21 protein-coding genes are annotated in these 18,946 nt (G+C 62.1%); 17 read left to right on the top strand and 4 right to left on the bottom strand.

Features of this window, described 5'->3' with window-relative positions; genetic code table 11:
- Positions 1 to 6 precede the first annotated feature (6 nt).
- The 3 genes from AC07UB_RS03195 (at position 7) to AC07UB_RS03185 (ending at position 3,063) form a co-directional block, all read left to right on the top strand.
- Positions 7 to 891 carry a VOC family protein gene (locus tag AC07UB_RS03195; RefSeq protein WP_494652183.1) on the top strand — a complete coding sequence of 295 codons (885 nt, stop codon included), beginning with the start codon at positions 7 to 9 and terminating at the stop codon, positions 889 to 891.
- A gap of 66 nt (positions 892 to 957) precedes the next feature.
- Positions 958 to 1,806: a 3-deoxy-8-phosphooctulonate synthase gene (gene kdsA, locus AC07UB_RS03190; protein WP_492789069.1), complete on the top strand. Its 849-nt coding sequence runs from the start codon at positions 958 to 960 to the stop codon at positions 1,804 to 1,806.
- A 69-nt stretch (positions 1,807 to 1,875) separates the two neighbouring features.
- Positions 1,876 to 3,063, top strand: coding sequence for an MFS transporter (locus AC07UB_RS03185; RefSeq protein ID WP_494652185.1), 1,188 nt, complete (start codon positions 1,876 to 1,878; stop codon positions 3,061 to 3,063).
- A 16-nt stretch (positions 3,064 to 3,079) separates the two neighbouring features.
- Here AC07UB_RS03185 and queF read toward each other — a convergent pair whose 3' ends face one another.
- Entirely contained in the window at positions 3,080 to 3,559 is a 480-nt protein-coding gene (queF, locus tag AC07UB_RS03180) for a preQ(1) synthase (protein WP_492789071.1), read from the bottom strand.
- Between the two features lie 139 nt (positions 3,560 to 3,698).
- On the opposite strand from queF, the gene eno reads away from it, so the two are divergent.
- The 8 genes from eno to AC07UB_RS03140 all read left to right on the top strand — a co-directional run bounded on the left by eno (position 3,699) and on the right by AC07UB_RS03140 (position 11,789).
- On the top strand, positions 3,699 to 4,982 hold the full coding sequence (gene eno, locus AC07UB_RS03175) for a phosphopyruvate hydratase (protein ID WP_494652187.1): 1,284 nt from the start codon (positions 3,699 to 3,701) through the stop codon (positions 4,980 to 4,982).
- Positions 4,983 to 5,113: 131 nt separating this feature from the next.
- Positions 5,114 to 6,238, top strand: coding sequence for a CaiB/BaiF CoA transferase family protein (locus AC07UB_RS03170; RefSeq protein ID WP_492789073.1), 1,125 nt, complete (start codon positions 5,114 to 5,116; stop codon positions 6,236 to 6,238).
- 97 nt (positions 6,239 to 6,335) lie between these two features.
- Entirely contained in the window at positions 6,336 to 6,887 is a 552-nt protein-coding gene (locus tag AC07UB_RS03165) for an NADPH-dependent FMN reductase (protein ID WP_492789074.1), read from the top strand.
- Positions 6,888 to 6,952: 65 nt separating this feature from the next.
- Entirely contained in the window at positions 6,953 to 7,270 is a 318-nt protein-coding gene (locus AC07UB_RS03160) for an FtsB family cell division protein (RefSeq protein ID WP_492789075.1), read from the top strand.
- 153 nt (positions 7,271 to 7,423) lie between these two features.
- Positions 7,424 to 8,479, top strand: coding sequence for a pyruvate dehydrogenase (acetyl-transferring) E1 component subunit alpha (gene pdhA / locus AC07UB_RS03155; RefSeq protein ID WP_492789076.1), 1,056 nt, complete (start codon positions 7,424 to 7,426; stop codon positions 8,477 to 8,479).
- A gap of 36 nt (positions 8,480 to 8,515) precedes the next feature.
- Entirely contained in the window at positions 8,516 to 9,937 is a 1,422-nt protein-coding gene (locus AC07UB_RS03150) for a pyruvate dehydrogenase complex E1 component subunit beta (RefSeq protein WP_494652190.1), read from the top strand.
- Positions 9,938 to 9,955: 18 nt separating this feature from the next.
- On the top strand, positions 9,956 to 11,317 hold the full coding sequence (locus AC07UB_RS03145) for a pyruvate dehydrogenase complex dihydrolipoamide acetyltransferase (RefSeq protein ID WP_492789078.1): 1,362 nt from the start codon (positions 9,956 to 9,958) through the stop codon (positions 11,315 to 11,317).
- Positions 11,318 to 11,330: 13 nt separating this feature from the next.
- Positions 11,331 to 11,789, top strand: a complete 459-nt coding sequence (locus AC07UB_RS03140) for a hypothetical protein (RefSeq protein WP_494652192.1) — start codon at positions 11,331 to 11,333, stop codon at positions 11,787 to 11,789.
- On the opposite strand, the gene AC07UB_RS03135 is transcribed toward AC07UB_RS03140, so the two are convergent.
- Complete coding sequence (locus tag AC07UB_RS03135; protein ID WP_494655262.1) at positions 11,770 to 11,931, bottom strand: hypothetical protein; 162 nt, start codon at positions 11,929 to 11,931, stop codon at positions 11,770 to 11,772. The two genes, AC07UB_RS03140 and AC07UB_RS03135, sit on opposite strands and share 20 nt — an antisense overlap.
- Between AC07UB_RS03135 and AC07UB_RS03130 the strand changes: the two genes are divergently transcribed.
- The 6 genes from AC07UB_RS03130 (at position 11,864) to AC07UB_RS03105 (ending at position 17,553) form a co-directional block, all read left to right on the top strand.
- Positions 11,864 to 12,553, top strand: a complete 690-nt coding sequence (locus tag AC07UB_RS03130) for a hypothetical protein (protein WP_494655261.1) — start codon at positions 11,864 to 11,866, stop codon at positions 12,551 to 12,553. The genes AC07UB_RS03135 and AC07UB_RS03130 overlap by 68 nt on opposite strands.
- A 27-nt stretch (positions 12,554 to 12,580) precedes the next feature.
- Positions 12,581 to 14,002, top strand: a complete 1,422-nt coding sequence (gene lpdA / locus AC07UB_RS03125) for a dihydrolipoyl dehydrogenase (RefSeq protein ID WP_494652196.1) — start codon at positions 12,581 to 12,583, stop codon at positions 14,000 to 14,002.
- A gap of 98 nt (positions 14,003 to 14,100) precedes the next feature.
- Positions 14,101 to 14,337, top strand: a complete 237-nt coding sequence (locus tag AC07UB_RS03120) for a hypothetical protein (protein ID WP_492789082.1) — start codon at positions 14,101 to 14,103, stop codon at positions 14,335 to 14,337.
- Between the two features lie 137 nt (positions 14,338 to 14,474).
- Positions 14,475 to 14,750 (top strand): GlsB/YeaQ/YmgE family stress response membrane protein, encoded by a 276-nt coding sequence (locus AC07UB_RS03115; protein ID WP_492789083.1) that lies wholly within the window; start codon positions 14,475 to 14,477, stop codon positions 14,748 to 14,750.
- A gap of 264 nt (positions 14,751 to 15,014) precedes the next feature.
- The gene (gene ilvD / locus AC07UB_RS03110) at positions 15,015 to 16,739 is read left to right on the top strand and encodes a dihydroxy-acid dehydratase (protein ID WP_492789084.1); all 1,725 of its coding nucleotides are present in this window, start codon (positions 15,015 to 15,017) and stop codon (positions 16,737 to 16,739) included.
- Positions 16,726 to 17,553 (top strand): tetratricopeptide repeat protein, encoded by an 828-nt coding sequence (locus AC07UB_RS03105; RefSeq protein ID WP_494652198.1) that lies wholly within the window; start codon positions 16,726 to 16,728, stop codon positions 17,551 to 17,553. Before ilvD ends, AC07UB_RS03105 begins: the two co-directional genes overlap by 14 nt.
- A gap of 33 nt (positions 17,554 to 17,586) precedes the next feature.
- Here AC07UB_RS03105 and AC07UB_RS03100 read toward each other — a convergent pair whose 3' ends face one another.
- Both AC07UB_RS03100 and xth read right to left on the bottom strand, forming a co-directional pair.
- Positions 17,587 to 18,030: an SRPBCC family protein gene (locus tag AC07UB_RS03100; protein ID WP_494652199.1), complete on the bottom strand. Its 444-nt coding sequence runs from the start codon at positions 18,028 to 18,030 to the stop codon at positions 17,587 to 17,589.
- 81 nt (positions 18,031 to 18,111) lie between these two features.
- Positions 18,112 to 18,897, bottom strand: coding sequence for an exodeoxyribonuclease III (xth, locus tag AC07UB_RS03095; RefSeq protein WP_492789087.1), 786 nt, complete (start codon positions 18,895 to 18,897; stop codon positions 18,112 to 18,114).
- Positions 18,898 to 18,946 lie beyond the last annotated feature (49 nt).

Below are 18,946 nucleotides of genomic sequence, written 5' to 3'. Positions count from 1 at the left end.
TCCCCGATGCCTCGCGGTCTCGATCATATCGTCCACGCCGTTCGCGATCTCGATGCGGCGGCGGATTTTTATCGCCGCGCCGGCTTCAAGGTCAGCGCGCGCAACAGGCATCCGTGGGGCACGCACAATCATGTCGTGCAGTTCCCCGGCTTCTTCATCGAGGTGCTGACGGTCGGCGAACCCGAGAAGCTGCGAGAAAAACCTCACGCCGAGGGGCTGGCGAAAGTCTTCGGCATCGCCAACCGCGACTTTATCGCGCGCGGTGATGGTTTCTCGATGCTCGCGCTCGAGAGCGCCGACATCAACGCGGATGTGGACGATTTCAGGCAGCGCGGCATCGGCGTCTCGAAGGCTTTGCCGTTTACGCGCGACGCGACATTGCCGGATGGCTCGGTCGTGACGGTGGGCTTCACACTGGCGTTCGCGCGCGATGACATGTCGCCGCATGCCGGCTTCTTTGCGATCCAGCACCGCGATCCGGCCATGTTCTACAAAAGGGAACTGCAACAGCACGCCAATGGCGCAAGCGATGTGCTCGGCGCGGTCCTCGTCGCCGACAATCCGAGCGATCATCATATTTTTCTCAGCGCGGTCACCGGCGTTCGCGACCTGCACGCAAGCTCGATCGGCGTGACGGCTCGCACGCCGCGCGGTGATGTCGAGATTGTGGAGGCAGTGTCATTTCGCGATCGCTTCGGCGTCACGCCGAAGGCCGATGGCGAAGGCGCATCGCTGAATGGATTGCGGCTTGCCGTTCCGGACATCGATGCGGTTCAAAGGGCGCTGGATGGCGGTGGGATTGCGTCGCACCGGCAGATGGGACGGCTTGTGGTGCCGCCCGAGGCCGCCTTTGGCGCAACCCTGATATTCGAGGCGCCCGAGAAGATTTAACCGGCCAGACTTGATCCGCCGCGGCTAGCTCGGCATGGTCAAAACGATTTCTGAAAAGGATATGCTTTGAACGCCAATATTTCCGCGGCTCCGGTGGTTTCCGCAGGCAACGTCAGGTTCGGTAACGCGCTGCCGCTGGCGGTGATTGCCGGGCCGTGCCAGCTTGAGAGCCGTGCGCACGGGCTGGAAGTCGCCGCCGCGCTGAAGGAGATCGCCGCGCGCCTCAAGATCGGCCTCGTCTACAAGACCTCGTTCGACAAGGCCAACCGCACCAGTTCCTCCGCCGCGCGCGGCCTGGGCATCGAGAAGGCGCTGCCGATTTTTGCCGAGATTCGCTCGTCGCTCGGGCTGCCGGTCCTCACTGACGTTCACGAAGTTGACCAGTGCGCGCATGTCGCGGAGGCGGTGGACGTTCTGCAAATTCCTGCCTTTCTGTGCCGGCAGACGGATCTGCTGCTGGCGGCGGCTGCCACCGGCAAGGTCGTCAACGTCAAGAAGGGTCAGTTCCTGGCACCCTGGGACATGGCGAACGTCGTCGCCAAGATCACGGGCGGCGGCAATGCCAACGTGCTGGTGACCGAGCGGGGCGCGTCGTTCGGCTACAACACACTCGTCTCCGACATGCGCGCGTTGCCAATTCTCGCACGCACCACCGGCGCGCCGGTGATCTTCGATGCCACTCACTCGGTGCAGCAGCCGGGCGGCAAGGGCACATCGTCGGGCGGCGAGCGCGAGTTCGTTCCGGTGCTGGCGCGCGCGGCGGTGGCCGTCGGTGTCGCGGGCGTGTTCATCGAAACCCATCCCGATCCGGACAACGCGCCGTCGGACGGTCCCAACATGGTGCCGCTGAAGGATTTCGAGGCGCTTGTGAAAAACCTGATGGCGTTCGACGCGCTCGCTAAATCAAAATCGTAATGGCCGCCAGATCATAACAATCAAAACATAAAAAGGGCCGCGAGCGTAACGCGGCGTCCAGCCAGACCGATGCTGCCGATCCTCAACGTCATTGCGGCCACCACCTTCGCGGCGGCATTGTCGTCGCGCTCGATGGAGCCGGTGTTGCCGCTGGTTTCCGGCGACTTCGGCGTGACGGCTGCTACCGCCGCGAGCCTGTCCGCCGCCGCCGCCCTGTCGTTCGCTTTTGTGCAGCCGATCCTCGGCGCGGTGGCCGATATGTTCGGCAAGGCCAAGCTGATGATCGTCTGTCTCGTGCTGCTCGGCGCCGCGAACATCGTGGGCGCGATGGCGACATCGTTCGAGATGCTGTTCCTCTCGCGCATCCTGTGCGGTTTTGCGGCCGGCGGCACGTTTCCCGTCGCCATGGGTCTGACCAGCGATCTCGTGCCGACCGCACAGAGGCAGGTGGCGCTCAGCCGCGTTCTGGCCGGCGCGATGACCGGCAACCTTCTGGGCGCAACGGCGTCAGGTATCATCGCGGATTTCGTCGGATGGCGCGGCGTGCTGATCGTGCTCGGATTGATCGTGCTGGCGGCCTCTGTCGCGGTCACGATGGGCTTTCGTCGCGGCGGCGTGGTGCGCGCGTCCGGCGGCATGAGCTTTACGGCGCTCAAGGACGGCTATCGCACCATCTTCACCAATCCCAATGCACGCGTCTGCTACGCGGCGGTGTTTATCGAAGGCGCGCTGGTGCTCGGCCTGTTCGCGTTCGTGGCCGCGTTCCTGTTCGAACTTGGCGAGACCCGCGCATCGATCCCCGGCGTGGTTATCGCAGCGTTCGCGGTCGGCGGATTGCTCTACACCATGACCGTGTCGCGGCTGTTGCCGAAGCTCGGCGTCAAAAGCCTGATGATCGGCGGCGCGGCCGTCGTCGCATTGCAGTTCATTGTCGTCGCCTTCGGCCCGCGCTGGGAAGTGCAGGCGGTCTCGCTGCTCATCATGGGCTGGGGGTTCTATTCGCTGCACGGATCGTTGCAGGTTTTCTCCAGCGATCTCGCGCCGCAAGCGCGCGCGTCGGCGCTGTCGCTGCATGCGTTCTTCTTTTTCATGGGCCAGGCGATCGGCCCGATCATGTACGGCTTTGCGCTGTCGCACTTCGGCAAGTTCGCAACGCTGACCATGAGCGCCGCGGCGGTCTTGATTCTCGGTGTCGTCGCCGCGCGTCTGCTGAACCGCGAGCGCAACGACGAGCCGCCGGAAATGGCGGATATCTAGCGCACGCGCAAATGAATCAGCCTCGGCCGCGATAGGGCGGAACGCCCTGATCCGGCATCCACACGTTCGTCGGCAGTTTTCCGGCCTGCCAGAACACGTCGATCGGCATGCCGCCGCGCGGGTAGAAATAGCCGCCGATTCGCAGCCAGCGCGGCGCCAGCAGCGTCGTCAGCCGCTTGCCGATGGACACCGTGCAATCCTCGTGGAACGAGCCGACGTTGCGGAAGCTGTTGAGATAGAGCTTGAGCGACTTCGACTCCACGAGCCATTTGTTCGGCACATAATCGATCACGATGATCGCAAAGTCCGGCTGGCCGGTGACCGGGCAGATCGACGTGAACTCCGGCATCGTGAACCGCGCCACGTAATTCGTGTCTGTATGCGGATTGGGCACGCGGTCGAGCGTGGCCTGGTCGGGCGAGGCGGGCAGTTCGACCTGATGGCCGAGTTGCAGCGACCGGGCGGCGGCCTTGGGGGCGCGAGGCTTTTTCGACATGACTGTCTCCGTTTGCCGTCTGATAGCCGTTCTTTATCAAAACGTCACGAGATCAAGCGCTTGGCTTGGCCTTTTCGAGCGCGGCGCGTTCCTGTAGAAGCGGCCCCAAATCCCCGAACTGACTCCTGAAAGGGCGCACATGACCGCAATCGTCGACATTATCGGCCGCGAAATCCTCGACAGCCGTGGCAACCCGACCGTCGAAGTCGATGTGGTGCTGGAAGACGGCTCGCTGGGCCGCGCCGCCGTGCCGTCGGGCGCATCCACCGGCGCGCATGAGGCTGTCGAACTGCGCGACGGCGACAAGGGCCGCTATCTCGGCAAGGGCGTGCTGAAGGCGGTGGAAGCCGTCAACGGCGAGATCTTCGACGCCATCGGCGGCATGGAGGCTGAGCAGCAGGTCCAGATCGACGACACCATGATCGGACTGGACGGAACCCCGAACAAGAGCCGCCTTGGCGCCAACGCCATTCTCGGCGTGTCGCTGGCGGTGGCGAAGGCCGCTGCGGAATCGCTCGGCATGCAGCTCTACCGCTATGTCGGCGGCACCTCGGCGCGCACGCTTCCCGTGCCGATGATGAACATCGTCAACGGCGGCATGCACGCGGACAACCCGATCGACTTCCAGGAAATCATGGTGATGCCGGTCGGCGCCAAGAATTTCGCCGAGGCATTGCGGTGTGGCGCGGAAATTTTCCACACGCTGAAGGGCGAGTTGAAGAAGGCCGGTCACAACACCAATGTCGGCGACGAGGGCGGCTTCGCGCCCAACCTGCCGTCGGCGGACGCGGCGCTCGATTTCGTCATGAGCGCAATCGGCAAGGCTGGCTACAAGGCCGGCAGCGACGTGATGCTGGCGCTCGATTGTGCGTCCACCGAGTTCTTCAAGAACGGCTCTTATGTTTACGAGGGCGAAAACAAGACCCGCTCGCGCTCGGAGCAGGCCAAGTATCTCGCAGACCTGGTGTCGCGCTATCCGATCGTCTCCATTGAGGACGGCATGGCCGAAGACGACATGGACGGCTGGAAGGAACTGACCGATCTGATCGGTTCGAAGTGCCAGCTTGTCGGCGACGATCTGTTCGTGACCAATGTCACGCGCCTCGCGGACGGCATCAAGAACGGCCGCGCCAATTCCATTCTGATCAAGGTCAATCAGATCGGCTCGCTCACCGAAACGCTTGCGGCGGTCGAGATGGCGCACAAGGCGGCCTACACCGCCGTGATGTCGCATCGTTCCGGCGAGACCGAGGATTCGACCATCGCCGATCTCGCGGTGGCGACGAACTGCGGACAGATCAAGACGGGCTCGCTGGCCCGTTCGGACCGCACCGCCAAGTACAACCAGTTGTTGCGTATCGAGCAGGAACTGGGCGCACAGGCGATCTACGCGGGCAGGTCGGCGCTCAGGGCGCTGGCGTAACTAGCGCTGCGCCGGAAGATACGGCGACGCAACGCTGGGTTTCGTTTTCATATCGGGCTTGCGGCTTGCCTTGGCGGGCCGCACTCGCTTGAGTGGCGTCCGCTAAAATCAAGTTGCGGGAGAACGACGCCATGCAAGGTCCGCTCGCCGGAATCAAAGTCATCGAAATCGGACAGGCGCTTGCGGGTCCGCTGGCGGGCGCGATTCTGGCCGACATGGGCGCGGACGTCATCAAGATCGAGAAGCCCGATGGCGGCGACGACGCACGCAGCTGGGGACCTCCCTTCATTGAGGAGGCCTCGATCATGTTCCACGTCACCAACCGCAACAAGCGGTCGGTGACGCTCGATATGAAGAGCGCGGCCGATATCGAAAAACTCAAAGGGCTGGTGCGCGACGCCGACATCCTGATCCAGAATCTCCGTTCGGGTGTCGTGAAGGATCTCGGCATCGGCCCCGACGACATGCGCGCGATCAACCCGCGGCTGATCTATTGCTCGATCTGGGCGTTCGGACCCAAGGGCCCGCTGTCGAAAGCGCCGGGGTTCGATCCGCTGCTGCAGGCGTTCGGCGGCGTCATGATGCAGACCGGCCGCCACGAAGACCCGCCGACGTTCTGCGCGCCCGCCATCAACGACAAGGCGACCGCGCAGTGGTGCGTCATCGGCGCACTCGCGGCCCTTCAGCAGCGCCATGTCACGGGACAGGGATGCGTGATAGATACCTCGCTGCTCGATAGTGCTGCGTCGTGGGTGGATTCGTCGCTCGCGAGCTATCATGTCACCGGCGAGCTTTCCAATCGCACGGGCGCTGCGACGCCCACCATCGTTCCGTATCAGGTGTTCGATACCGCAGATCGCCCGTTGGTGATCGCGGCCGGTTATGACCGGCTGTTTCACAAACTCGCCGGCGCACTCGGTTTTCCGGAATGGGCGACGGACCCCAGATTCGCGCGGGGCAGGGACCGGTTCGTCCATCGCGATGTGCTGATTGGTTTGATCGTGCCCGTGATGCGGGAAAAACCGCGCGCGGAGTGGATCGCATTGTTCCAGTCGCTCGGCGTGCCGTGCAGTCCGGTCAACACCATCGCGGAATTGCAGCAGACCGAGCAGTTCAAGGCGTCCGATCTGATGCGCACCCTGCCGGGCAGTGAACTGCCGGTGGTGGGTTTGCCGATTTCATTCGACGGCGTGCGGCCGCATCCGCATTCCGGCGCGCCGCGATTGGGACAACACAACGACGACGTGCTTGGATAATCGCACAATTGTGAGCCAGATTTAATGCACTTGCATCGTTCGGGCCGGGCGGCTAATCCGGGCTTCTCGCGTGTTCAGTAGTTGAAAGGATCGTCTCATGGCCTCTACCGTTGCCGTCATCGTCGGCAGTCTCCGCAAGGAATCCTTTTCTCTGAAGATCGCGAATGCGCTCGCCAAGCTGTCGCCGCCCGCGCTGAAGTTTGAGATCGTCACGCTGCACGGTCTGTCGTTCTACAATCAGGATCTTGAGGCCACTCCGCCGGCGGACTGGACGGCGTTCCGCGAGAAGGTCCAGGCATGTGACGCGGTGCTGTTCGTCACGCCGGAATACAACCGCTCGACATCCGGTGTTTTGAAGAACGCGATCGATGTCGGTTCGCGCCCGCCGGGCAAAAGTTCGTTCAACGGCAAGCCGACTGGCATCATCAGCAACTCGCCGGGCGCCGTCGGCGGCATGGGCGCTGCCATGCACCTGAAGTCCATTCTTCCGGGCATTTCCGGGCCCATCATGCAGCAGCCCGAAATCTATCTGAACGGGGTGGGCGATGCGTTCGACGACAAGGGCAACCTGACCAAGGAAGCGCTGGAGAAGGTCCTGAAGGCCTACATCGACGCCTTCGCGGTCTGGGTCGAGCGCATCAAGAAATGACGGTGCGGTGATAAGGATAGCCCGGTTCTTAGCATTCGATTAACCGGGTTATCGCATCGTGCGGCATGGTCTCACGCTCGCGACTCAAAGCCATCATGACCGGCCTCGCGCTCTATACGATCGCGGCGGGGCTGATCGCCTATTTCGGCGTCAATGCCTACACAGGCAAATACGGTCTGAATGCCCGGCAGGAGCTTGATCAGGAAATTGTGTTGCTGACCGCAGAATTGGCCCGACTCAAAACCGAGCGCGCCGCCGCCGAAAAGCGCGTTGCGCTGCTTCGTTCGGATCGGGTCGACCCCGACATGCTCGACGAACGTGCGCGTTATCAGCTCGACTACGTGCATCCGCGCGATCTGGTGAAGATGATCGGCCAGAACTAGGTTTCAAATTTCAAAAATCGTTCGCTTTCGAGTCTAAAATTGCGCTCGCTGCATTGCGATATGAGCGCGCGAATTTGCAGCATACGCAATCCTTTCATGGCGATGTGAGTTGGAGTAGAGAGGGTTACATCCGCTCTCTCATCCGGACATGACATGGTTTCCCAGAAAGACTCGGCTCCCCAAAAAGAACCGGCCTCGAAGAAAAGCGCCGCCAAGGACGCTGGCAACGGTTCCCGCAATCCCAACAATCTGAGTTTTACCAAGGAGCAGGAGCTTCGCGCATTTCGCGACATGATGCTGATCCGCCGTTTCGAGGAGAAGGCAGGCCAGCTTTACGGAATGGGCGCGATCGGCGGTTTCTGCCATCTCTACATCGGCCAGGAAGCGGTCGTGGTCGGCATGCAGATGTCCCTTGAGCAAGGCGACCAGATCATCACCAGCTACCGCGACCACGGCCATATGCTGGCGTGCGGCATGGATCCCAAGGGCGTGATGGCGGAGTTGACCGGACGCGAAGCCGGTTATTCCAAGGGCAAGGGCGGCTCCATGCACATGTTCAGCAAGGAGAAGAACTTCTACGGCGGTCATGGCATCGTCGGTGCACAGGTTCCGCTCGGCACCGGTCTCGCTTTCGCCAACCGCTATCGCGGCAACAACAATGTCAGCATTGCCTATTTCGGCGACGGCGCTGCCAATCAGGGGCAGGTGTACGAGAGCTTCAACATGGCGGAGCTGTGGAAGCTTCCCGTGATCTACGTCATCGAGAACAACCGTTACGCCATGGGCACTTCGGTTTCCCGTTCGTCGGCGCAGACCGATTTCTCCAAGCGCGGCGCGTCGTTCAACATTCCGGGCGAACAGGTCGACGGCATGGACGTCCGGGCGGTGAAGGCAGCGGGCGACAAGGCGGTGCAGTGGTGCCGCGAAGGCAACGGGCCGTACATCCTGGAGATGCAGACTTATCGCTATCGCGGTCACTCGATGTCCGACCCTGCGAAGTACCGGACGCGCGAGGAAGTGGACAAGGTCCGCCATGACAGCGATCCCATCGAGCAGGTGAGACAGCGTTTGCTCGACCTCAAGGTCGGCGAACAGGACTTGAAGGCGGTCGACGCGGAAGTGCGCGAGATCGTCAATGAGGCCGCCGATTTCGCCCAGCATGCGCCTGAGCCGGACGCGTCCGAGCTTTACACCGACATTTACCGATAAGCGCGCGCAGTTCGCGCAAGTTAGTCCGGAGCGACCATGCCGATTCAAGTTCTGATGCCCGCGCTTTCGCCGACGATGGAGAAGGGCAACCTTTCCAAGTGGCTGAAAAAAGAGGGTGAAGCCATCAAGTCCGGCGATGTCATCGCCGAGATCGAAACCGACAAAGCCACGATGGAAGTCGAGGCGACCGACGAGGGAACGCTCGGCAAAATCCTGATCGCCGAAGGCACCAACGACGTCGCGGTCAACACGCCGATCGCGACCATCCTGAGCGACGGCGAAAGCGCGGCGGATCTGGGTAAGGCCCCTGCAGCCGCTGCGGCTAAGGCCACTGAACCTGCAGCTAATGTTAAGCAGGAAGTTGAAGAGTCCCGCTCACCTGTCGGAGAAGGCAAGCCCCAGATCAGCGCGCCTGCTCTGGTTGCCGCTCCTGCGGCCCCGGTCGAGCCGGACCCCGAAGTGCCGCCCGGCACCGAGATGGTGAAGATGACGGTGCGCGAAGCGCTCCGTGACGCGATGGCCGAGGAAATGCGCCGCGACGAGGACGTGTTCGTGATGGGCGAGGAAGTCGCCGAGTATCAGGGCGCTTACAAGATCACGCAGGGACTGCTGCAGGAGTTCGGCGCGCGCCGCGTGATCGATACACCGATCACCGAGCACGGCTTTGCCGGCGTCGGCGTGGGCGCAGCGATGGCGGGCCTCAAGCCCATCGTCGAATTCATGACGTTCAACTTCGCGATGCAGGCGATCGACCAGATCATCAACTCGGCTGCGAAGACGCTCTATATGTCCGGCGGCCAGATGGGTTGCTCCATCGTATTCCGCGGTCCGAACGGCCCCGCCGCGCGCGTCGCTGCACAGCATAGCCAGGATTATTCGGCGTGGTACTCGCAGATTCCCGGCCTCAAGGTCGTCACGCCGTATTCGGCGGCGGACGCGAAGGGGCTTTTGAAAGCCGCGATCCGCGATCCCAACCCGGTGATCTTCCTCGAAAACGAAATTCTCTATGGCCACACCGGCGACGTGCCGAAGCTTGACGATTACGTCATTCCAATCGGCAAGGCGCGCATCGTGCGTGCCGGCAAGGACGTGACGCTGATCGCGTGGTCGAACGGCATGACCTACGCGCTGGGTGCCGCCGACGAACTCGCCAAGGAAGGCATCGAAGCCGAAGTCATTGACCTGCGCACGCTGCGCCCGATGGACACCGAGACGATCATCAATTCGGTGAAGAAGACCTCGCGCGCGGTCGTGGTCGAGGAAGGCTGGCAGCAGTCCGGCGTCGGCGCGGAAATCGCCGCGCGGATCATGGAGCAGGCGTTCGATTATCTCGACGCGCCGGTCGCGCGCGTATCGGGCAAGGACGTGCCGATGCCTTACGCGGCCAACCTTGAAAAGCTTGCATTGCCGACGGTGGCCGAAGTCGTCGCCGCCGCCAAAGCCGTTTGTTATCGCTAAGAGAGCAGGACCAGGATCATGCCGATCAATATTCTGATGCCTGCGCTGTCTCCCACGATGGAAAAGGGCAACCTGTCCAAGTGGCTCAAGAAAGAGGGCGACAAGGTCAAGTCCGGTGACGTGATCGCCGAGATCGAGACCGACAAGGCCACGATGGAAGTCGAGGCCGTCGATGAAGGCACGATTGCCAAAATTCTGGTGCCGGAAGGCACGCAGGACGTGCCGGTCAACAACATCATCGCGGTTCTCGCCGGCGACGGCGAGGACGTGAAAGCTGCGGGAGCAGGGGCTGCGTCCGCGCCGCCTGCAAAATCAGAAGCGTCCGCACCGGCTCCGAAAGCCGCAGCGCCTGCCGCCGCGCCCGCTGCACAAGCTGCCGCGCCGGCACCTGCGAAAGCCGCTCCACCAGCAGCGCCCGCCGCGGCACCTGCATCGAACAACGGCGCGCGCGTGTTCGCGTCGCCATTGGCGCGTCGCCTTGCCAAGGAAGCCGGCATCGACGTGTCGCGCGTCAACGGATCGGGTCCGCATGGCCGCGTCGTCGCGCGCGACGTCGATCAGGCCAAATCCGGACAGGGTCTCAAGCCTGCCGCTGCGGGTGCTCCGGCTGCGGCAATCGCAGGGGGCGCTGCTCCCGCGATGTCCGATCAGCAGATTCTCGCGCTGTATGATGAGGGCAAATACGAAAGCATCCCGCACGATTCGATGCGCCGGACCATCGCGCAGCGCCTTACCGCTGCGACGAATTCGATGCCGACGTTCTATCTCACGGTGGACTGCGACCTCGGCAAGCTCAATGCCGCGCGCGAGGACATCAACGCGGCCGCCGGCAAGGACAAGGACGGCAAGCCGCTCTATAAGCTGTCGGTCAACGATTTTGTCATCAAGGCGATGGCGCTGGCGTTGCAGAAAATTCCCGAAGCCAACGTATCGTGGACCGAAGCCGCGATGCTTCGTCACAAGCATTCCGACATCGGCGTCGCGGTTGCGTTGCCGTTCGGCTTGATCACGCCGATCATCCGGCAGGCCGAGATCAAGACGCTGTCGGCGATCTCCGCCGAGATGAAGGATCTCGCCGCGCGCGCCAAGGGCAAGAAGCTCAAGCCGAACGAATATCAGGGCGGCACGTCGTCGGTGTCGAACCTCGGCATGTACGGCATCAAGGACTTCACGGCCGTGATCAACCCGCCGCAATCCTCGATCCTTGCCGTCGGCACCAGCGAGGATCGCGCAGTCGTGCGCAACGGTCAGATCGTGGCGGCGAGCATGATGAGCGTGACGCTGTCCTGCGATCACCGCGCTATCGACGGCGCGCTCGGCGCGGAACTGATCACCGCGTTCAAGAAGCTGATCGAAAATCCGGTGATGATGGTCGTGTAGGCCGGGAGCGCGCATGCGCCGGTTTCTGATCATCGCTCTGGCCTGCGCGCTCGGTCTGGGGGCCGCATTCGCTTTCGGTTTCGCCGCGAACCTGCTGCGGCCGTGCACCGGCGAGCAACTGTCCTGTTCGATGATCAAGGCTATCGGGTTTATCTACACGCCAATCTTCGGCGCTGTTGCGCTGATCTGTTTCACGGTCGCCGTGTTCTGGAAAGGCCGCGCGCAGGCCCTGAATATCGCGCTGCTGGTGCCACTCGTGCCGTTCCTGTTGCTGGTCGTGATGTTGAAGTATTCGGACATCTCGGTTCGTGAGTTTCATGACATCCGCGAGCCCGACATTCAGGAAATTCTGCAGATCGCCATTCCCATCGTCCTCACCCTGGTTGTGCCATGGGCCGTGCTCCGGCGTTTCGCGAACTGGCTCGAACCCGGGAAAGTCGCCGACACGTCTTTCAGTGGAGGCGTCCGCTGAGGAACTCCCTGACCATCGGATCGGCTGGATGGACGCTATCCGCGGTTGCGGTCATGATCCTGTGCGCGAGCACCATGGCGAATGCGCTGGCGCGTCCGAAGGTCGTAAAGCTGTCCCACGCACCCCAGTCGGTGCTGTTCATCGGCAACAGCTATTTCTACTACAACAACAGTTTGCATGATCATGTGCTCAACCTGTTGCGCAGTGCCGACCCCGCCGGCAAATACACAGCAACCTCTGCGACCATCAGCGGCGCGTCGCTGACCATGCACGATGTAGACAGGCTTCTTTCGTCGCATGGGCGCAACGAATTCGACGCCGTGATCATGGCGGACTGCAGCTGGTGCGCTATCGACCGCAAGGTGGTGTTCGCGAAGACCGTCGCGAAAGATGTTGCAATCGTGCGCAAGCACAACGCGCAGCCCATCCTGTTCATGACATGGGCCTATGCCGACAAGCCCGACATGATCGAAAAGCTGGCGGATGCTTACACGGCTGCGGGCAACGAGAACGACGCGCTCGTGATTCCCGCCGGTCTGGCATTTGCGCAGGCGCGAACCCAGCGTCCGGAACTCGCGCTCCATGTGCCGGACAAGAGCCATCCAAGTCTGGCAGGCACCTATCTGGCCGCCTGCGTCGTGATGGCCTCGGTCTATCGGCGCTCGCCGGTCGGCAATAAATATCACGCAGACCTTGATGATAAAACCGCGGCGTTTCTGCAGGACGTCGCGTGGGCAACAGTGCAAGACTACTACCAACAATAGTGCGCTATCGGGCGAATGGAGTTCTTTATGGCTGATACATCTTTTGACGTTGTCGTGATCGGTTCGGGACCCGGCGGCTATGTAACGGCCATCCGCGCCGCGCAACTCGGTTTCAAGACCGCCATTGTCGAGAAGGCGTATCTCGGCGGCATCTGCAACAACTGGGGCTGCATTCCGACCAAGGCGCTGCTGCGCTCGGCGGAAATCTACCACTACATGAAACACGCCAAGGATTACGGCCTGTCGGCGGACAACGTCTCGTTCGATCCGAAAGCCGTCATTGCGCGCTCGCGCGGCGTGGTGAAGCGCCTCAACGGCGGCGTCGAATACCTGATGAACAAGAACAAGATCACGATCATCTGGGGCGAGGCTACTCTCGATGGCGGCGGCAAGTTCACGGTGAAGAAAACTGAAGCCGCAGCACCCAAGGGCGCGCTGGGCGAGGGCGCCTACACCGCCAAGCACATCATCGTTGCGACCGGCGCGCGTCCGCGCGTGCTGCCGGGTCTGGAGCCCGACAAGAAGCTGGTCTGGACCTACTTCGAGGCGATGAACCCGGACAAGATGCCGAAGTCGCTGCTGGTCGTGGGCTCCGGCGCCATCGGTATCGAGTTCGCGTCGTTCTATCGCACCATGGGCGCGGAAGTGACGGTGGTCGAAGTGCTGCCGCAGATCCTGCCGGTCGAGGACGCGGAGATCGCGGGCTTTGCGCGCAAGCAGTTCGAGAAGCAGGGCATCAAGGTTCTCGCCAACACAAAGGTCACCAAGCTCGACAAGAAGGCCGACAGCGTGGTGGCCACCATCGACGACGGCAAGGGCAAGCCGGTGACGATGGAAGTCGATCGCGTGATTTCCGCGGTCGGCGTGGTCGGCAATATCGAAGGCTTCGGGCTTGAGAAGCTTGGTGTGAAGACCGATCGCGGCTGCATCGTCATCGACGGTTACGGCAAGACCAACGTGCCCGGCATCTATGCCATCGGCGACGTCGCCGGTCCGCCGATGCTGGCGCACAAGGCCGAGCATGAGGGCGTCATTTGCGTCGAAGCCATCAAGGGAATGCATCCGCATCCGATGGACAAGCTGCTGATCCCGGGCTGCACCTATTGCCACCCGCAGATCGCATCGGTCGGTCTCACCGAGGCAAAGGCGAAGGAGGCGGGCAAGGATGTCCGCGTCGGGCGTTTTCCGTTTGTGGGCAACGGCAAGGCCATCGCACAGGGCGAAGACCAGGGCATGGTGAAAGTGATCTTCGACAAGAAGACGGGCCAGTTGCTCGGCGCGCACATGGTCGGATCGGAAGTCACCGAACTGATTCAGGGGTTCGTGGTCGCGATGAATCTGGAGACCACCGAGGAAGAACTGTTCCACACCATCTTCCCGCATCCGACCATCTCGGAAACCATGAAAGAAGCGGTGCTCGACGCCTACGGGCGCGTCCTCAACATGTGAGCAACGCGGCGCCGCGGCGTCGATCACAGATTTGCGAACAGGCGGGAACAACTGCCTTTTGCCGGGATTGAGGTTGGTGGTTCCGACAGGAGGTATCGATGCGAAATATTGTTCTAAGCTCGATCTGTGCTGCTGCGATTGGTCTGTCGTCCGTGAGTGGCGCTTTCGCCCAGGCCTCCGGGATGGACCGGCCCGGTGCTCCGGCCAGCAACCAAACCAACGTGACCGGTCAGACAGCAGGTTCCGACACCGGCATGAATTCGATGAACAAGATGAAGAAAAAGAAGATGTCGAAGTCCAAGATGAAAAAGGGCGGCATGGAAAAGAAGACGTAAGCGACGTCCTTACCGTCGATCTGAAAAAGGCCGGCCTAGGGGCCGGTCTTTTTCATGTGGGTTTCATTTTATTGTCGTTCGCGCGGAGGCGGCGCCGCGCTAAACTCCGTCCCTGAGGATTGATCGGGGAGGGTTTCGTGAACGACGCACAAGCATTTTTGAGCCAGCCGGGCGTTGGCTTCTTCACGATGCTCCTGATCGGCGCCATCGCCGGATGGATCGCCGAACGCGTGACGTCCTCGGATCACGGCATCTTCACCAACATTCTGGTCGGCGTCTGCGGCGCGTTCGTCGGCGCGAAGCTGGCCGAGATTGCGCAAGTGCAGGTATTCGGCTTCTGGCGCACGCTCATTTCGGCGTCGGTGGGAGCGGTCATCCTGCTGTTCGCATGGCGCATGATCCGCGGCAGGTAGCCGTCTAAATCCAGCCTGACTTGTCGAACTGATCGGCGCCGCGTCGTTGCCGCGGTGCAACGAATGTGGCTTGGCTACAACACTTGGTGAACATTTAACCCTCGCCTCAGCAAGCACTTGCGTGTGCCGCGATTTAGCCACACGCCTCCATGAGATCATTCCTTCGTAGGCTAAGTGCCACAGCATTCGCGAAGGTATTGGAAAATCCTGCTTTTTATAAGGAGGTTTCCGGATGTCACGGGTGGCTGCGGGTAAGGGTTCACGATGGACGCAAAGACCAACATCAAGGCGAGACTTCCAAGCCGTCACGTCACGGAGGGGCCCGCGCGCGCGCCGCATCGCTCCTACCTTTACGCCATGGGCCTCACCACCGAGCAGATCCACCAGCCGTTCGTCGGCGTGGCGTCCTGCTGGAATGAAGCGGCTCCCTGCAACATTTCCCTGATGCGCCAGGCGCAGGCCGCCAAGAAGGGCGTCGCCTCGGCCAACGGCACCCCGCGCGAGTTCTGCACCATCACCGTCACCGACGGCATCGCCATGGGCCACGATGGCATGCGCTCGTCGCTGCCATCCCGCGAAACCATCGCGGATTCGGTGGAATTGACCGTCCGCGGCCATGCCTATGACGCCCTGATCGGGCTTGCCGGCTGCGATAAGTCCTTGCCCGGCATGATGATGGCCATGCTGCGCCTCAATGTGCCGTCGATTTTCATCTATGGCGGCTCGATCCTGCCCGGCAATTTCCGCGGCCAGCAGGTCACCGTTCAGGACATGTTCGAGGCGGTCGGCAAGCATTCGGTCGGCGAGATGTCGGACGAGGATCTGGACGAAATCGAGCGCGTGGCGTGCCCGTCGGCGGGCGCCTGTGGCGCACAGTTCACCGCCAACACCATGGCGACCGTCTCCGAAGCCATCGGCCTTGCGCTGCCGTACTCGGCCGGCGCACCGGCCCCTTACGAAATCCGTGACGCATTCTGCATGGCCGCCGGCGAAAAGATCATGGAGCTGATCGCCAAGAACATTCGTCCGCGCGACATCGTGACCCGCAAGTCATTGGAAAACGCCGCGGCGGTTGTCGCGGCATCGGGCGGCTCAACGAATGCTGCGCTGCATCTGCCGGCCATGGCTCACGAATGCGGGATCGACTTCGATTTGTTCGACGTCGCCGAAATCTTCAAAAAGACACCGTATGTCGCGGATTTGAAGCCCGGCGGTCGTTATGTCGCCAAAGATATGTTCGAGGCTGGCGGCATACCACTGCTGATGAAGACGCTGTTGGACAACGGTTTCTTGCACGGCGACTGCATGACGGTCACCGGACGCACGATCGCCGAGAACCTCAAGAGCGTGAAATGGAATCCGCATCAGGACGTGGTTCGTTCAGCCGATAATCCGATCACCGTCACCGGTGGCGTCGTCGGCATGAAGGGCAATCTCGCGCCCGACGGCGCGATCGTGAAAGTCGCTGGAATGTCGGTGCTGAAGTTCACGGGACCCGCGCGCTGCTTCGATTGCGAAGAAGACGCGTTCGAATCCGTGAACAAGAAGACCTACAAGGAAGGCGACGTCATTGTGATCCGCTACGAGGGCCCCAGGGGCGGCCCGGGTATGCGTGAAATGCTCCAGACCACTGCGGCGCTGACCGGGCAGGGCATGGGCGGCAAGGTCGCGCTCATCACCGACGGACGTTTTTCGGGCGCCACCCGCGGTTTCTGCGTCGGCCATGTCGGACCGGAGGCGGCCGTCGGCGGTCCCATCGGCCTGATCCGTGATGGCGACATCATCGAACTCGATGCGGTCAACGGCACACTCAATGTGAAGCTGACCGATGCCGAACTGGCCGAGCGCAGGAAAGCCTGGAAGCCACGCGAAACCTCGGTCGGCTCCGGCGTGCTCTGGAAATATGCCCAGCAGGTGGGACCTGCGGTTAAAGGCGCTGTGACCCATCCCGGCGGGGGTGGTGAGAAAGTGTGTTATGCGGACATCTGAGCGCATTGGCATTGCTGCTGCCCTGACCGTCGCGATTTTCGCGATGGGTCCGGCCGCTGCCTTTGAAGGCAGCGCGCCGGGCAATCAGGAAGCCGCATTGCCGATGGTTGCCGCTCCAACCGGCGTTCCGGTTTTGAAGAAGCCGGTTCCGCCCGGTGAAATTCCCCAGCAGGCGAGCGCCTTGACGGCCTTGCAGTATGCCGCCGAAGGCGGTCATCCGGTGGCGCAGTGGAAGCTCGGGCGCATGTACGCCAAGGGCGACGGCGTCGCGCGGGACGATCTGCGCGCCTACGACTATTTCAGCAAGATCGCCAACGCCCATGCCGAGGACAGCCCGTCGGCGCCTCAGGCCACCATCGTCGCCAATGCGTTTGTCGCGCTGGGCCGCTACTTCGTGTCCGGCATTCCGAACAGTCAGGTGAAAGCCGATCCGGAGCGGGCGCGGGAAATGTTCGCCTACGCGGCGTCGTATTTCGGCAATGCCGAGGCGCAGTACAATCTGGCCCGGATGTACCTCGACGGCGTTGGCGCGCCGCGTGACGCGAAATACGGCGTGCGCTGGCTCGCGCTTTCGGCGCAGAAGGGCCAGCATCAGGCGCAGGCGCTGCTCGGCCAGATGCTGTTCAACGGCGACCGCCTGCAGCGGCAGGCCGCGCGCGGCCTGATGTGGCTGACGCTGGCGCAGGACAGCGCCACGCCGGACGAGACCTGGATCAAGGACAGCTACAAGACCGCGATGGCCAAGGCGTCCGAGGATGACCGGGCAATGGCCTTGCAGATGCTCGAGCGCTGGGTTCAGGGCCGCCGGGACTGAGTGGGCAGGGCTCTCGATTGGCCCGGCACTTCGCTACTGATTGATCTCGGGCTCGACCAGACGCGACAGATTTTTCAACGACTCCTGCCAGCCGAGATAGCAGGCCTCCACTGGAATGGCGTCGGGAATGCCTTCCTGCACGATATTGATTTCGGTCCCGACGGAGACCTGCTTGATCTCCACCGTCACCTGCATTTCGCCGGGCAGATTGGGATCGTCGAATTTGTCCGTGTAGCGCACCCGCTTGCCGGGCACGAGCTCCAGATATTCTCCGCCGAACGAATGGCTCATGCCCGTGGTGAAATTGCGGAATGACATCCTGAAGGTGCCGCCGACCTTTGCGTCGAAATGATCGACGGTGCAGGTAAAGCCGTTGGGCGGGAGCCACTTCGCCATGGCGTCCGCCTCGATGAAGGCGCGATAGACCTTGTCGGGCTTCGTTGGCAGAACGCGGTGCAATCGAACGGTACCCGGCATGACTGCTTCTCCTGAGGCGGCAACCTTCGTTAAGTCGATGCAATCTTCGCTGGCTTGATGACGTCTTGATGGCCGTTGCGTTCAGTTCAGATCCAGATCGATCCAGACCGGAACGTGATCCGACGCCTTTTCCCAGCCCCTGACGTGACGGTCGATGCCGGCATCGCGCAGCCGGTCGCTGGCCTGCGGCGAGAGCAGCAGGTGGTCGATGCGGATGCCGTTGTTCTTCGGCCATGCGCCGGCCTGATAATCCCAGAACGTGTATTGGCCGGGCTGATCGGACACCGCGCGGAGCGCATCGGTCAGGCCGAGGTTGAGCAGGGCGCGGAAGCGCTCTCGGGTTTTCGGCAGGAACAGCGCATCGCCCGCCCAGGCGGCCGGATTGTAGACGTCGTCCGCCGTCGGAATGACGTTGAAGTCCCCCGCCAGCACCAGCGGTTGCTCGCCCTTCATGCGCTCTTTCGAATACTCAAGAAGTCGCTCCATCCATTTGATTTTATATGGATATTTTTCTGTTTCCGGCGGGTTTCCGTTGGGCAGGTAGAGACAGGCAATGCGCAGCGTTCCGCCTGAATGAGACACCACGCCCTCGAGGAAACGGGCGTGCAGATCCTCCGGATCGCCGCCCAGACGCGGCGTGGTTTCGTCGAACCGATACTTGGACAACAGCGCTACGCCGTTGAACGTCTTCTGTCCGTGGGTGACGACGTTGTAGCCGAGCGCCTCGATGGCCTCGCGCGGAAACGCCTCGTCCTGACACTTGATTTCCTGGAGGCAGACGATGTCCGGGGACCGCTCCTTGAGCCATGTCAGCAGGTGGTCGAGCCGCTGACGGACAGAGTTAACGTTCCAGGTGGCGATCCGCATGCTCGGTTCCGTTAGCTACGTGGGTGATATTTCATGTGTATGGCATACC

The sequence above is a fragment of the Afipia sp. GW821-FHT04G03 genome (assembly GCF_059419985.1).
This window is presented reverse-complemented; position numbering and strand designations above follow the sequence as displayed.

What these genes read in the sequence shown, in the direction of transcription:
- AC07UB_RS03195 (WP_494652183.1), top strand. Translation starts at nt 7, where the DNA reads ATGCCTCGCGGTCTCGATCATATCGTCCACGCCGTTCGCGATCTCGAT.
- AC07UB_RS03185 (WP_494652185.1), top strand. Translation starts at nt 1,876, where the DNA reads ATGCTGCCGATCCTCAACGTCATTGCGGCCACCACCTTCGCGGCGGCA.
- queF (WP_492789071.1), bottom strand. Translation starts at nt 3,559, where the DNA reads ATGTCGAAAAAGCCTCGCGCCCCCAAGGCCGCCGCCCGGTCGCTGCAA.
- eno (WP_494652187.1), top strand. Translation starts at nt 3,699, where the DNA reads ATGACCGCAATCGTCGACATTATCGGCCGCGAAATCCTCGACAGCCGT.
- AC07UB_RS03170 (WP_492789073.1), top strand. Translation starts at nt 5,114, where the DNA reads ATGCAAGGTCCGCTCGCCGGAATCAAAGTCATCGAAATCGGACAGGCG.
- AC07UB_RS03165 (WP_492789074.1), top strand. Translation starts at nt 6,336, where the DNA reads ATGGCCTCTACCGTTGCCGTCATCGTCGGCAGTCTCCGCAAGGAATCC.
- AC07UB_RS03160 (WP_492789075.1), top strand. Translation starts at nt 6,953, where the DNA reads ATGGTCTCACGCTCGCGACTCAAAGCCATCATGACCGGCCTCGCGCTC.
- pdhA (WP_492789076.1), top strand. Translation starts at nt 7,424, where the DNA reads ATGGTTTCCCAGAAAGACTCGGCTCCCCAAAAAGAACCGGCCTCGAAG.
- AC07UB_RS03150 (WP_494652190.1), top strand. Translation starts at nt 8,516, where the DNA reads ATGCCGATTCAAGTTCTGATGCCCGCGCTTTCGCCGACGATGGAGAAG.
- AC07UB_RS03145 (WP_492789078.1), top strand. Translation starts at nt 9,956, where the DNA reads ATGCCGATCAATATTCTGATGCCTGCGCTGTCTCCCACGATGGAAAAG.
- AC07UB_RS03140 (WP_494652192.1), top strand. Translation starts at nt 11,331, where the DNA reads ATGCGCCGGTTTCTGATCATCGCTCTGGCCTGCGCGCTCGGTCTGGGG.
- AC07UB_RS03130 (WP_494655261.1), top strand. Translation starts at nt 11,864, where the DNA reads ATGGCGAATGCGCTGGCGCGTCCGAAGGTCGTAAAGCTGTCCCACGCA.
- AC07UB_RS03135 (WP_494655262.1), bottom strand. Translation starts at nt 11,931, where the DNA reads ATGAACAGCACCGACTGGGGTGCGTGGGACAGCTTTACGACCTTCGGA.
- lpdA (WP_494652196.1), top strand. Translation starts at nt 12,581, where the DNA reads ATGGCTGATACATCTTTTGACGTTGTCGTGATCGGTTCGGGACCCGGC.
- AC07UB_RS03120 (WP_492789082.1), top strand. Translation starts at nt 14,101, where the DNA reads ATGCGAAATATTGTTCTAAGCTCGATCTGTGCTGCTGCGATTGGTCTG.
- ilvD (WP_492789084.1), top strand. Translation starts at nt 15,015, where the DNA reads ATGGACGCAAAGACCAACATCAAGGCGAGACTTCCAAGCCGTCACGTC.
- AC07UB_RS03105 (WP_494652198.1), top strand. Translation starts at nt 16,726, where the DNA reads ATGCGGACATCTGAGCGCATTGGCATTGCTGCTGCCCTGACCGTCGCG.
- AC07UB_RS03100 (WP_494652199.1), bottom strand. Translation starts at nt 18,030, where the DNA reads ATGCCGGGTACCGTTCGATTGCACCGCGTTCTGCCAACGAAGCCCGAC.
- xth (WP_492789087.1), bottom strand. Translation starts at nt 18,897, where the DNA reads ATGCGGATCGCCACCTGGAACGTTAACTCTGTCCGTCAGCGGCTCGAC.